The organism is Paeniglutamicibacter sp. MACA_103, from assembly GCF_045798555.1.
Lineage (GTDB): Bacteria > Actinomycetota > Actinomycetes > Actinomycetales > Micrococcaceae > Paeniglutamicibacter.
Genome location: NZ_JBIXLN010000002.1, coordinates 188,636 through 200,925, shown reverse-complemented (window position 1 = coordinate 200,925; position 12,290 = coordinate 188,636). Strand labels below are relative to the sequence as shown.

13 protein-coding genes are annotated in these 12,290 nt (G+C 59.7%); 11 read left to right on the top strand and 2 right to left on the bottom strand.

The features are described 5' to 3' along the window. From ACIPVK_RS01875 to ACIPVK_RS01840, 8 genes are all read left to right on the top strand, one after another. Positions 1-220: Flp family type IVb pilin (locus tag ACIPVK_RS01875; RefSeq protein ID WP_407610278.1), on the top strand; the 220-nt coding region annotated here is incomplete at its 5' end. A gap of 118 nt (positions 221-338) precedes the next feature. Continuing rightward, positions 339-719 carry a TadE/TadG family type IV pilus assembly protein gene (locus tag ACIPVK_RS01870; protein ID WP_407610277.1) on the top strand — a complete coding sequence of 127 codons (381 nt, stop codon included), beginning with the start codon at positions 339-341 and terminating at the stop codon, positions 717-719. Further along, entirely contained in the window at positions 707-1,774 is a 1,068-nt protein-coding gene (locus ACIPVK_RS01865; RefSeq protein WP_407610276.1) for a pilus assembly protein TadG-related protein, read from the top strand. Before ACIPVK_RS01870 ends, ACIPVK_RS01865 begins: the two co-directional genes overlap by 13 nt. A gap of 67 nt (positions 1,775-1,841) precedes the next feature. Beyond that, the gene (cpaB, locus tag ACIPVK_RS01860) at positions 1,842-2,585 is read left to right on the top strand and encodes a Flp pilus assembly protein CpaB (protein WP_407610275.1); all 744 of its coding nucleotides are present in this window, start codon (positions 1,842-1,844) and stop codon (positions 2,583-2,585) included. Next, positions 2,582-3,778 (top strand): CpaE family protein, encoded by a 1,197-nt coding sequence (locus ACIPVK_RS01855; protein WP_407610274.1) that lies wholly within the window; start codon positions 2,582-2,584, stop codon positions 3,776-3,778. Before cpaB ends, ACIPVK_RS01855 begins: the two co-directional genes overlap by 4 nt. Positions 3,779-3,978: 200 nt before the next feature. Further along, a complete protein-coding gene (locus ACIPVK_RS01850) occupies positions 3,979-5,325 on the top strand; it encodes a CpaF family protein (protein ID WP_407610285.1) in 1,347 nt (448 codons plus the stop codon). 2 nt (positions 5,326-5,327) lie between these two features. Continuing rightward, positions 5,328-6,275, top strand: a complete 948-nt coding sequence (locus tag ACIPVK_RS01845) for a type II secretion system F family protein (protein WP_407610273.1) — start codon at positions 5,328-5,330, stop codon at positions 6,273-6,275. Between the two features lie 13 nt (positions 6,276-6,288). Beyond that, a complete protein-coding gene (locus tag ACIPVK_RS01840) occupies positions 6,289-7,176 on the top strand; it encodes a type II secretion system F family protein (protein ID WP_407610272.1) in 888 nt (295 codons plus the stop codon). A gap of 17 nt (positions 7,177-7,193) precedes the next feature. Here the strand turns inward: ACIPVK_RS01840 and ACIPVK_RS01835 are convergent, their stop codons facing one another. Next, positions 7,194-8,132 (bottom strand): LysR family transcriptional regulator, encoded by a 939-nt coding sequence (locus tag ACIPVK_RS01835; protein ID WP_407610271.1) that lies wholly within the window; start codon positions 8,130-8,132, stop codon positions 7,194-7,196. A 130-nt stretch (positions 8,133-8,262) separates the two neighbouring features. On the opposite strand from ACIPVK_RS01835, the gene ACIPVK_RS01830 reads away from it, so the two are divergent. From ACIPVK_RS01830 to ACIPVK_RS01820, 3 genes are all read left to right on the top strand, one after another. Continuing rightward, the gene (locus ACIPVK_RS01830; protein WP_407610270.1) at positions 8,263-9,555 is read left to right on the top strand and encodes a cytochrome P450; all 1,293 of its coding nucleotides are present in this window, start codon (positions 8,263-8,265) and stop codon (positions 9,553-9,555) included. A 67-nt stretch (positions 9,556-9,622) separates the two neighbouring features. Next, complete coding sequence (locus ACIPVK_RS01825; protein ID WP_407610269.1) at positions 9,623-9,946, top strand: 2Fe-2S iron-sulfur cluster-binding protein; 324 nt, start codon at positions 9,623-9,625, stop codon at positions 9,944-9,946. Positions 9,947-9,951: 5 nt separating this feature from the next. After that, entirely contained in the window at positions 9,952-11,199 is a 1,248-nt protein-coding gene (locus ACIPVK_RS01820; RefSeq protein ID WP_407610268.1) for an NAD(P)/FAD-dependent oxidoreductase, read from the top strand. Positions 11,200-11,210: 11 nt separating this feature from the next. On the opposite strand, the gene ACIPVK_RS01815 is transcribed toward ACIPVK_RS01820, so the two are convergent. After that, the gene (locus ACIPVK_RS01815) at positions 11,211-12,128 is read right to left on the bottom strand and encodes a LysR substrate-binding domain-containing protein (protein WP_407610267.1); all 918 of its coding nucleotides are present in this window, start codon (positions 12,126-12,128) and stop codon (positions 11,211-11,213) included. Positions 12,129-12,290: the final 162 nt, after the last annotated feature.

Sequence of the window (12,290 nt, the reverse complement as noted above, 5' to 3'; positions counted from 1 at the left end):
GAGAAACATCATGAACACCATGCTCGCAAACATTTACTTTGCCATGCAGACCGTCGGCAACAAGATTCGCCGCGATGAAAAGGGAGCAACCGCCGTCGAGTACGGCATCATGGTCGCCGGTATTGCCGTCGTCGTCATGGTCGCAGTCTTCCTGATCGGCACCAGGCTGGACACGATGTTCGACAACGTCGGAACTCAGCTCGTCCCTAAGACCACGTAACGACTAACGATCCAACCGGGATCCACTCGCGCAGCACGAGGTGGGCGGGTCAGAGACGACCCGCCCACCTCATTTCACACCACATCCGCTTCACGGCCCACTTGGGGAGGGTAGGAGCATGTTTAAGCATGACCAACGAGGAGCATCAGCAGTTGAATTTGCGATCATTCTACCAATTTTATTGACGCTTCTTCTTGGAATTGTAGAATTTGGCTACCTCTTTAATCAGCAAATTTCTTTGACTCAGGCAGCTCGAGAAGGTGCCCGAGAATACGCACTGCATCACGACAAAATCGGCTTCAATCTCGGCACGACAGTTCAGAAGGCGGCGCCGGCGTTGGGAGCCATCACGGCAACTTCCATGCCCGCATCAAGTTGTCCGGGTGGAACCACGGCGATCATTACTGTAACGAGATCTTATTCTTCACTCACCGGATGGTTCGATTTCCTTAGCTCCACTACGTTGACAGGGAAAGGGGCCATGCGATGTGGCGGCTGATCAAGAAATCCTGGCGGACAATGCGATCCGCTCAAGACGGGGCATCAAGCATCATGGTCGCCGTCCTGATGGTGGCCCTGCTGGGTTTTGCCGCCATCTCTATCGACGTTGGAAAACTTTATTGGGAAAAGGCACAATTGCAAAATGGTGCTGATGCCGGGGCATTAGCTCTTGCCTCGATTTGCGGCGCCAAAGAAACCGATACTGAATGCTCATCTATATCGACAATTCCGCGTCATCTTGCTGACAATAATGCAAACGACACAAGTTCTTTGGTTCCTTCCGTCGTAGTAGACACGGCCAACAACAAGGTAACTGTCAACACTGCTGCCGCTGAAGCGGGTTCGCCGACGAACACAGTCTCCACTTGGTTTGCTCGAATCTTGGATCCAGCCTATTCCAACGTTGGAGTCGGGGCTACCGCGACGGCGATTTGGGGGCCGCCCGGTGGACTTAGCACTAAATTTCCGTTGGCCTTCTCTCAATGTGAAATTGACTCGTCGCCAACGTTCGATGGCTCGCTTCAATTTCTGCAAAGTCACGGCGTTGGGGATACAACAGCTACGGATGCGTGCCATAGCACTTCCTCCGGACAAGAAATTCCAGGTGGGTTCGGATGGCTGCAGCAGGAACCGGCGGGAAGCTGCTCTGTCGACACCATCATCGACGGTTGGGAGCTGACTGATACCGGAAACGAGTTCAAGGCCGGCTGCCAAACGATCTTGGCCGAATGGAAAGCCGACCTAGTGGCCGGTAAGCCGGTCATCGTACTACTACCCGTTTTCCATGAAGTCAAAGGCACCGGAGCCGGTGGCCAATTCAAGATCTATGCCTACGCGGCCATAGACATTCGTGGGTGGCATTTCAAGAACGGTGACAGCCTCTTGGATTTCCAACTTCCAGAAGCCGCCAAGGTAATCAAAGACGGCGGCTACAAGAATTCGGACCTTGGGTTCGTGGGCAAGTTCATCAGGTATGTCTTCGATGACGAAGATGCTGAATACGGCGGCGGGGGCATGGACTACGGAGCCAAGATCACGCAACTGATCAACTAAGGAAGATTCACAATCGCGAGGTTCTCTCTTCGCAACAAAAAACAAAACACATGTCTGGGGGCATTTCATGAAAACACGGCTGCTGGGGGGCATCGCCGCACTCGTTCTGGCGATTGTCGGTGCCGTACTTCTGTATACATATGTCAATGCGGCGGATGCGCGAGCACAAGCTTCATTGAATCCGGTTCAGGTACTCGTTGCAACAAAGGACGTACCTGCCGGGACAACCGTCAAGGATTTGGGGCAATTCTTGACGACCAAGCAGCTACCGGCTGCGGCCGTCACCGGGGAGGCAGTTTCGTCGCTCAAGGACCTGGACGGAAAGGTGCTTTCCCAGGCCATGGTGACCGGCGAGCATTTGCTGACAGCCAAGCTCGTAGCGGAAGAATCCTTGCTCACGCCAGGAACAGTTGCCGTTCCGAAGGAAATGCAAGAAGTCACTGTCCTGCTGGAACCGGCACGGGTCGTGGGGTCCATGCTGAGGGCCGGAGACATCGTTGGCGTGTATGGCAATTACACGGTCAAGGAGAAAGGCGACAAGGACGCTGAGGAAGAGAAAGTCACCAAGCTTCTTTATGACAAGGTACTGATCACTGCCATTCAAATAGCCACCCAGGAAGAGACTCCGTCAAGCAAGGACGTAGCAGCCTTGCCCTCGGGCTCGGCCTATGTGACATTCGCCGTTGATACCCGTCAGGCTGAAAAGATCATTCACAGCCAGGAATTCGGAAGCATCTGGCTCACTAAGCAGAGCGAAGACACACCCTCCGGAGACAAGACTCCACTCACTATTAGCGAGGTGCTCAAATGAGCCGCTTTCTGTTACTCACCGACCAACCGGACTTTGAAAAAGTCGTTCAGCTGGCCATTCGCGGATCATTGCCGGGCAATCTGCAGCGAATTCCGGCGGCCGCCGTACAGCTTGCACCGCAGGAGCTGCTCGCCCGCAGCCTCGGCGAGCCGACCGATGTGTTGATGTTCGGACCCGACGTCAGCAGGACGGCTGCATTGGATCTAGCCACTGCCATGGATCTGCTTCACCCGGATATCTCAGTGGTGCTAACGGCTCCGGCCGATTCTGAACTCATTATGAGTGCCATGCGCGCGGGCATCCGCGACATTGCTGAGCCAGGATCCGAGCCCGAACAACTGCGCCTGCTCTTGGAACGAAACTGCCTGACTACCGAAAGTCGGCGCCGGAAATCGGGTGAGGGTAATATCGAGCGCCGACGTGGGCGCGTCATCGCTGTGATGTCACCCAAAGGCGGAGTCGGCAAGACCACTGTTGCAACCAATTTGGCCGTCGGGCTATCCAAGTTCGCACCCATGGGTGTCGTAATCCTGGACCTCGACCTGCAATTCGGAGACGTGGCAAGTGCGCTCAACCTGGAACCTGAGCACACGATTACCGACGCCGTATTCGGGGCGGCGGCACAGGACTCCATGGTGCTCAAGGCTTACCTCAGCGTGGGAGAATCCGGCGTCTATGCACTGTGCGGGCCAAAGAACCCGGCGGATGCCGACCTGATCTCCGCAGAACAGGTTGCCATTTTGGTGAGTCAACTTGCAGCCGAGTTCCAGTACGTGGTGCTGGATACAGCGCCTGGCCTAGGCGAGCACCTTTTGGCGGCTCTTGAAATGGCAACGGATGCAGTCTGGGTCTGTGGCATGGATGTTCCAAGCATCCGCGGTATGAACAACGGGCTCGTGGTCCTTCGCGAGTTGCAGCTGGTCCCAGAGGGCCGTCACGTTGTACTGAACTTTGCAGACAGGCGCGCTGGGCTAAGCGTTCAGGACGTTGAGCTGTCGATCGGATTGCCGATTGACGCTGTCATTCCGGTCTCACGCTCGGTATCGCTCAGCACCAACAAGGGCGTTCCGCTTCTCGCCGAGAAATCAAGGGGTCCAGCCTGGCGCAATCTGGATAAATTTGCGCGTCGATTCGATCCTGCGTCCAAAGACGCACTGCGTAAGAGCGCTCACCGGAGAGAGGTGCTGCAATGAATCTGTCAGAACGGCTCAATGCCCTACGCAAAGAAGACAGCCCGGACGCTCGCGTCTCGGTTGCCGTCCAGGAAGATCCCATTCATGACAACGAACCATCCGTGGAGGAAACTGCGCCAGAATTCACGGATGCGTTCGCTATCCCAGTGGTCGAACCCGAACGGGCAGACTCGACCAAACCCAACGGAATGTTGGCCCGTATGGGTGGAACCACAACCACCCAGGCCCAACAGCGCCACAACGTAGACGGTCTGGCTGCGCTGAAGGCCCGGGCCGGAGAAGAACTGTTCAAACGGCTCGGATCACGCATCACCGATCCGTCCATGACGGAAGAAGCCCTTCGCAAGATGGCCCGCGAAGAACTTAGCCAGGTCATCGATGCTGAGAATGTTCCGCTCTCCCCGGAAGAACGGCGACGCTTGATTCGGGACATCGGTGACGAAGTCTTGGGAATGGGCCCATTGCAGCGGCTCCTGGATGACCCGGAAATATCGGAAATCATGGTGAATCACTTCCAACAAATCTACGTGGAACGCGGCGGTCGGCTGGAATTGGAGGACGCAAGGTTCAGTTCCGAAGAGCAGCTGAGACGGGTAATTGAGCGCATTGTTTCCCGCGTGGGGCGCCGTATTGATGAATCGTCTCCGCTTGTCGATGCACGGTTGGAAGACGGTAGTCGTGTCAATGCCATCATTCCGCCGTTGGCAGTCAACGGCCCCAGCCTGACCATTCGGAAATTCGGCCAAGTGCCGTTGACCGTTCGCAATTTGATTGACTATGGGACGCTAAGCACCGACATGGCCCACCTGCTTGATGCTTGCGTCAAGGCCCGTCTGAACATCATTGTTTCGGGTGGAACGGGAACCGGAAAGACCACTTTGCTGAACGTAATCTCTGGGTTCATTCCCAACAACGAACGCATTGTCACCATCGAGGATGCAGTCGAGCTTCAGCTCCAGCAAGAACACGTGGTCCGGTTGGAAAGCCGCCCCGCGAACATCGAGGGCAAAGGCGCTGTAACCATTCGCGACCTCGTGAGAAACTCCCTGCGCATGCGGCCTGACCGCATCGTGGTTGGTGAAGTTCGTGGCGGCGAGGCCCTGGATATGCTCCAGGCAATGAATACCGGCCACGACGGCTCGATATCCACTGTCCACGCGAACACGCCCAGGGATGCCATAGCGCGTTTGGAAACGCTTGTGCTTATGGCGGGTCTTGACCTACCGTTGCGCGCAATCCGCGAACAGGTTGCGTCCGCCGTTGACCTCATCGTGCACTTGACTCGCTTGCGAGATGGCAGTCGCCGTGTCACCCACGTTACCGAGGTTCAGGGGATGGAAGGTGACATCGTCACACTGCAGGACGCGTTCTTGTTCGATTACAGCGCGGGAGTGGATGCCCAAGGCAGGTTCCTCGGAAAGCCTATCCCCACGGGTGTACGCCCACGGTTTATCGAGCATTTCCAGAACGTGGGGATTTCGGTTCCTCCGGGCATCTTTGGAAACATGGTCACCGGGGGCACAGTAGCCGGCGTCGGGAGGCGGTAATCATGAATATGTTACTCGTGATGGGAGGGATTGCAGCCTCACTGGGTGCGATCTTGCTGCTTCTGTTGGTGGTTCTCCGTCCGGCCAGCGCCGACGTAGGGTTGGATCGCCGACGCCAGGGAAACGTTACCGACAACCGAAACTCACTGATCACGCGCTTCAGCGGTGCCGCAGTGGGGGCCGTCGAACGCGGCGTGGGCTACCAAGGCGGACGACTCTTCAATCGCGCTGCCCTTGAAGGTGCCGGTCTGAAAATTGCACCGTCAGAATTCCTGGTGCTTTTGTCCGCGGGTTCGATCGTGGCAGGATTGCTTGGCTTCGCGGCAATGGGCCCCCTGGGAGCCATTCTGCTCGCATTGTTGGTACCGGTCATAGGATGGGCCGTGTTGAGTTTGCGCCAATCCAAGCGCCGCAGCGCCTTCGATCTGCAACTGCCTGACCTAATAATGACGCTCTCAGGCAGCCTGCGCGCCGGGCACTCCGTCATGCGAGCATTCGACTCCGCTGTGCAAGAATTCGAAGCACCGATGTCCGAGGAGCTGAGTCGCATTGTCAACGAAGCCCGCGTGGGACGAAACCCTGAGTCAACCATGATGGAAATAGCCCAACGCATGGATTCCGAGGATTTCTCTTGGATTGCGGAAGCCATTCTCATCAACCGTGAGGTTGGCGGTGATCTGGCTCAGGTGCTGGACCAAGTTGGAGAAACCATTCGCGAGCGGGCCCAGATCAAGGGCCAGGTCAGGGCATTGTCAGCGGAAGGAAAGATCTCCGGCTACATTCTGGTTGCATTGCCAGTCGGTGTCGGGCTGATGCTCGCGTTCATCAATCCCACCTACATCGGCATGCTCTTTACGCATCCAATCGGCATATTCATGTCCATAGTCGCAGTGATCATGCTGGGCATTGGGTCGTTTTGGATGAGCCGCACAATTCAAATCAAGTTCTAGGAGGGTGAACAACATGGGGATCGAACTCATAGGTTGGGCGGCTATTGCCTTGCTGGCACTTCCGCTAGCATTCCTGACCTGGAGCTTTGTGTCGGTGGACCGCAATCAGCTCGTACTAATCAAGCAAAATCTGAGCAGGACACAGCTAAATCCAGGCGAAGAAGCAGCTCGAGTGTCCGAGTTCACCACATTGGCTCGCCATCTTGTATCAGGAACTTACGCGGCAAAACTGGATCGATTACTGGCTATGGCTGGTCGCCCTTCGTCATGGCCCCTAGATCGGATAATCGTTGCGAAACCCATTTCAGCCTTGGCTTTGGGCGGGTTAGGTTTCCTGGCATTCCTGATGAGCCCCGTCCTTCAGTTGTTCATCTTGGCAATAGCGTTGCTTGTCTTGGGATTCTTCCTACCGGATATCTTGGTCTACAACGCTGGGATCAAGCGCCAGGAAGCCATTCAACTTGAGCTGCCCAACGTTCTTGACCAACTGCTAATCTCCGTCGAGGCCGGGCTCGGCTTCGAATCTGCCATGGCAAGAGTAGCGTCAAACAGCCCCGGCCCGATGGCCCAGGAAATGAGTAGGGCGTTACAGGAAATGCAGCTAGGGCGCTCCAGGGCAGAAACCTACATGGCTCTAGCCGAGCGGTCTTCCGTAGCTGACCTGAAATCCTTCGTGCGTGCCGTGATTCAGGCCGACCGCTACGGGATTGGCATCGTTAGGGTGCTCAAAGTGCAGGCTTCACAAATGCGTGTCAAGCGCCGGCAAAGGGCCGAGGAAAAAGCCATGAAGCTACCGGTAAAAGTCCTCTTTCCACTACTGCTGTGCATTTTCCCAGTGCTTTTCATCGTCATTCTCGGGCCCGCCGTCATCAACATCCTGCAAAGCGGCCTCTTCGGTTAGGCAGCTCAGCGACAACATCAGCTCGTCTTATCGGAATCGTGTGCTCTGGTAACAGCCTCGTTCTTGCGAGGTTGCTTCTGGTGCAGCTCGATGGCCAACTCAAGCATGGCCTCGGCACCAATTGAAAGACGAACATTTTCGCTCCAAATCATGGAGATCGGCACATGACGGACTGCCGGATGAATCGGCAGGATGACTAGTGGCCGTCCTTCGTAGGAAACGTCGGCGACTGGCCGTTGGACCAGGATTGCATATCCCATTCCGCGGGCGACCATCGAGCGGGTCACCTCGAAGTCGGTGGTCCGGAAGCGTATCCATGGGGTCAGTCCAGCCGCGGAGAACATCATCTCGGTGTTCTCGCGGCTTGGGTTCACGTCCAGCAGGATCATGGGCTCGTCGACAAGTTCGGCGAGCGCCACCTTGTCCCGTGCTGCTAGCCGGTGATCCGCCGGCAAGACGACGGCGGGGACGGCCTCGCGCAGTCGTTTGTGGGTCAGCCCCGACGGAACGGTGAGCTCGTAGGCGATGGCCAGATCGAGTTCGCCCGACAGCAACTTCTCGTGGATTTCCTGCTGGGTTCCCGCAAAGAAGTCCAACTCCACGTCCGGGTGGCGGCTTCCGTACTCGGCCATGAGCTCGGTCAGGAGTGTGGGGGCCAGCGACGAATAACAGCCAATCACGACCCTGCCCCGTAATGCACTTCCCGCGTCCGCGGCCATGACCTGCAGGTCCGTTGCTGCATTCAACAACCCGCGCGCCTGGGACAAGACGTATTGCCCCGACGGGGTCAGGCTTACCCCGTGGGCTTTGCGCCGAATCGTCAACTGCGAATTGAATGCGCGTTCGAGTTCGTTCAGCGCCCCCGTGATTGCCGAGGGCGAAAGCATCAACGCCACGGCGGCACCGGCTATCGAGCCGTGTTCTCCCACCGCAACGAAGCACTCCAGTTGCCTCAAGGTATACCGCGCCAAAAACACCTCACTAAAACCGTGGTTATTACACTGGAACTCGTACTTTACCCGAGGTTATGCGGAGGGTCACACTGGAGAACCAGTAGCCAACATTTCGCGCAGGAGTTCCGCAGCCATGAGCACATCGAATGCCCCGACCGCCGTCTGTCCCTTCTCCGGAGCAACCGGCGCTGCTGACACCACCACGGTCATTGAACAGGGGACGGTTCCGGCTGAGCCAGCCGCGGTCGAGGTCGGCGCTTCCGCACCCGTGGCCGATTGGGTGACCATCCCGGATCTCTACGCAGATCCGTTCCCGATCTACCAGCGCATGCGAGCCGAGTCCCCGGTGCACTGGGTGCCAGCGGTCAATCGCTACATGGTCACCTCCTACGCAGCCTGCCACGAGATCGAACAGGACGAGGCCCGATTCTCCGCCGATGAAAACAACTCGCTGATGAAGCGCGCCATGGGCCACTCCATGCTGCGCAAGGACAACCCGAAGCACCAGGTGGACCGGGACTCCTACGGCACCACGCTGCGCCCGGGCACCATCAAGAAACACTGGAACCAAATCTTCACGGCGAACCATGAGAAGTACCTCGGCGAGCTGGTCGACAAAGGACCGGGTGCCGACTTCGTGTGGGACTATGCTGCCCCTTACGCCGCGGAGAACCTGCGGTTGATCTGCGGCTTCCACAACGCATCGCAGGAAGACATGCAGCGCTGGAGCCAGACCATGATCGACGGGACCGGAAACTACGCCGATGATCCCGCGGTATGGGACAAGAGCGCAGCATCCTCGGCAGAGGTCGATGCCGCCATCGACGAGATGCTTCCGTATCTGGCCAAGAACCCCGACCACTCACTGCTCTCCGGGCTCGCCTCCATGCCCATCCCGCTCGGGGCCATCCGAGCCAACCTGAAAATGACCATCGGTGGTGGACTGAACGAACCACGTGACGTGCTTGCCACCACCGTCTGGGCGCTGCTGAAGAACCCGGAGCAGTTGGACGCCGTAAAGAACGACCCCAAGCTGCATGCGGTGGCATTCGAGGAATCCGTGCGCTGGGTGGCTCCCATTGGCATGTATCCCCGCGAAACCACCCAGGACGTGGTGCTCGAAGGCGTGCACCTGCCCAAGGGCTCACGGCTGGGCGTGGTGCTGGGTGCTGCCAACCGCGACCCAAAGGTCTTCGAGGACCCCGAGATCTTCAACATCTTCCGACCCAAGAAGCCGCACCTGGGCTTCGGCGGCGGCGTGCACTTCTGCGCCGGCACCTGGATCGCCCGGGCCCAGGTGGCGCAGATCGCGATGCCCTCACTCTTCGACAGAATCCCTGACCTGCGCCTGGACCCCTCAAGCCCGAGCATCGACGCCGGCTGGGTCTTCCGCGGCCTGACCAAGATGCCGGTCACCTGGGGTTAGTCCCAGTCCCCCGCTAACTTCCATTCTCCGCCTGCACCCCTTCTCTTCCTTTCAGGAGTCATCTTCCATGCCCACCATTACCTTTGCCCAGTCCACCGGCGAGGCTACCGAAATCACCGTCGACGAAGGCACCTCGCTCATGCGCGCCGCCGTCACCAACGGCGTCGAGGGAATCGTCGGCGAATGCGGCGGCCAGGCCATGTGCGCCACCTGCCACGTCTACGTCCGCCCCGAGTTCGCCGGGCAGCTCCCGGACCTCAGCGATGACGAAGACGAGATGCTTGACTGCACCACCGCCGAGCGCACCGACGCCTCGCGCCTGGGCTGCCAAATCAAGATGTCCGATTCCCTGGCAAACATCGTCGTCGACGTGCCCTCGGACCAGGTGTAGCGGCCATGCCTACGAACGCCGTTGAGCACACCGTCATCATCGGTGCCGGGCAGGCCGGGATCCAGGTCGCCGACTCCCTGCGTGCCGAGGGGTACGCCGGGGCCATCACCATCCTCAACGACGAGGCAGCATTCCCCTACCAGCGCCCGCCACTGTCCAAGGATTACCTGGGCGCCGATTCAACGGGCACCGCCTTGCCCCTGCGCGGTCCCGACTTCTTCGCTGCCAAGGACGTGACTCTCCATGCCGGTGCGGCCGTCGCGGTGGACACCGCGGCCCGGTCCGTCACCTTGGCTGACGGCACAGCCCTGGACTACACCCACTTGGTCTTCGCCACCGGTGCGGCCAACCGGCCGCTGCCCTGCCCGGGTGCCGCACTCGAGGGTGTCCACGCCCTGCGCACGCTCGACGATGCCGAACGGCTGCAGCGTTCCCTGTCCTCCGCGCGTCGGGTCGTGGTGATCGGTGCCGGATTCATTGGCCTGGAATTCGCGGCTGCCGCACGGGCCCGCGGGCTGGAGGTCACCGTGCTGGAATTCGCCGCCCGCCCCATGGGCCGCGCGCTCTCGGCGACGGCCTCGGACTGGTTCACCGACCGACACAGGGCCGACGCCATCGACCTGCGCCTGAACGAAGGTGTGGCCGCCATCCAGCAGGACGGGACCGGACTGGTCGTCGAATCCTCCAGTGGCAACCGCTACCCGGCGGACCTGGTGCTCTACGGGGTGGGCGTGCTGCCGCGCACCGAATTGGCCGAGGCCGCGGGCCTGGCCACCGACAACGGGATACTCGTGGATTCGGCGTTGCGCACCAATGTCGAGGGAGTGCTTGCAGTCGGTGACTGCGCGTCCTTCCCCCACGCTTCCACCGGTTCCCTGACCCGGCTCGAATCGGTGCAAAACGCCACCGACCACGGCCGGCACGCCGCCCGCAGCATCATGGGGCACAACGGCGACTACGCCGAGACTCCGTGGTTCTGGAGCACGCAGGGATCCATCCGGCTTCAGATCGCCGGGATCTCGGAGCCGACTGACGAGCCCGTGGTGCTCGGGGACCCCGCAACCGGCAAGTTCTCCATTGCGCTGCTGCGCGAGGGCGTGCTGGCGGCCGTGGAGTCGGTGAACTCCGCGGCCGACCACATTGCCGCACGCAAGCTCGTGGGCCGGGGACTCAGGCTGGACCCCGAGACCCTCGCCGACCCGGGGTTCAGCCTCAAGGCCCTGGCCAAGGCCGGCATCCCGATACCGGCATGATCCGCTGCGCCTCAGTTCCTGCCCCAGGCCCCGTCCATGGCAGTGATGCAGTGTTCGAGCAGGGCTTCGGCCCGAGGTCCCGGCGTGGAGGTTCGCGGCCAGATCGCCACGACCGCACTGGGGCTGTTGGGCGGCTCAAGCTTCCTGATGGCCACGGGCAACCCGTCCAGGGTGTGCGGCGGGTTGTTCGGCCGCGCATAGAGCAGCCCGTAGCCCAGCCCGCGCCCCACCATGGCATTGACCAGCACCACCTGCGGCAAGGAATAGGCGACGTTGGGATGGAGCCCGGCCTCGGAAAAGAGCCTGCGGGTGTTCTCGGTGCTCGGGCTGGATTCGTAGTTGATCAGCGGTTCGGCTTCCAGCTCGGCCAGCGTGATCGACTTCTTGGCTGCCAGCGGGTGCTCGGGGTGCAGCACCACCTCGAGCCGCGTCTCGTAGATCACGCGCTTGGCGAATCCGGTGGGCAGCAGCAGGTCATAGACCAGGGCCAGGTCCAGTTCTCCGTTCTCCAGCGCCGGGAGCAGGTCGTCGTGGGTGCCGACCCTCACCGTCACGTCGATTCCCGGGTGCAGGGTGCGAAAGCCCTCGAGCGTCGAGGGCACCACGTGGCTGGCAATGGACGCGAAGCACCCGATGGACACCGGACCGCGCAGGGATCCGTCGGCGCGGGGAAAGGAATCGGCCAGTTCGTCGGTGTCGGCCACGATCCGAGCGGCTTTGGCCGCGAAGTACTTGCCGGCGGGAGTCATCCGCACCCCGTGGGACTTGCGGCGCACGCAGAGCTGTTCCCCGGCGATCTTCTCGACCGCGGTGATGGCCTGGGAAAGCGCGGATTCCGAGATGTGCAGTTCCGCCGCAGCCGAGCCTAGGGTCGAATGCCGCGGAAGTTCGGCCAGCAGTTCCAGCTGGCGCAGGGAGAATCGAGCCATTCTTCAGTCCAATCAAAAATGTTGTACACCTAATTGAAGTTTACTCAATCAATGTGGGCTGTAACACTGGTTGGTGACCTGGCTTACGCGGCCCGAATTGCCCAAGGCAATTCCGGGGCCTGGCCGACAGAGTCGATCCCGTCCGAGCAGTCCGCTCAAAGA

What these genes read in the sequence shown, in the direction of transcription:
- ACIPVK_RS01820 (WP_407610268.1), top strand. Translation starts at nt 9,952, where the DNA reads ATGCCTACGAACGCCGTTGAGCACACCGTCATCATCGGTGCCGGGCAG.
- ACIPVK_RS01850 (WP_407610285.1), top strand. Translation starts at nt 3,979, where the DNA reads ATGGGTGGAACCACAACCACCCAGGCCCAACAGCGCCACAACGTAGAC.
- ACIPVK_RS01825 (WP_407610269.1), top strand. Translation starts at nt 9,623, where the DNA reads ATGCCCACCATTACCTTTGCCCAGTCCACCGGCGAGGCTACCGAAATC.
- ACIPVK_RS01865 (WP_407610276.1), top strand. Translation starts at nt 707, where the DNA reads ATGTGGCGGCTGATCAAGAAATCCTGGCGGACAATGCGATCCGCTCAA.
- ACIPVK_RS01870 (WP_407610277.1), top strand. Translation starts at nt 339, where the DNA reads ATGTTTAAGCATGACCAACGAGGAGCATCAGCAGTTGAATTTGCGATC.
- ACIPVK_RS01815 (WP_407610267.1), bottom strand. Translation starts at nt 12,128, where the DNA reads ATGGCTCGATTCTCCCTGCGCCAGCTGGAACTGCTGGCCGAACTTCCG.
- ACIPVK_RS01845 (WP_407610273.1), top strand. Translation starts at nt 5,328, where the DNA reads ATGAATATGTTACTCGTGATGGGAGGGATTGCAGCCTCACTGGGTGCG.
- ACIPVK_RS01840 (WP_407610272.1), top strand. Translation starts at nt 6,289, where the DNA reads ATGGGGATCGAACTCATAGGTTGGGCGGCTATTGCCTTGCTGGCACTT.
- ACIPVK_RS01830 (WP_407610270.1), top strand. Translation starts at nt 8,263, where the DNA reads ATGAGCACATCGAATGCCCCGACCGCCGTCTGTCCCTTCTCCGGAGCA.
- ACIPVK_RS01855 (WP_407610274.1), top strand. Translation starts at nt 2,582, where the DNA reads ATGAGCCGCTTTCTGTTACTCACCGACCAACCGGACTTTGAAAAAGTC.
- cpaB (WP_407610275.1), top strand. Translation starts at nt 1,842, where the DNA reads ATGAAAACACGGCTGCTGGGGGGCATCGCCGCACTCGTTCTGGCGATT.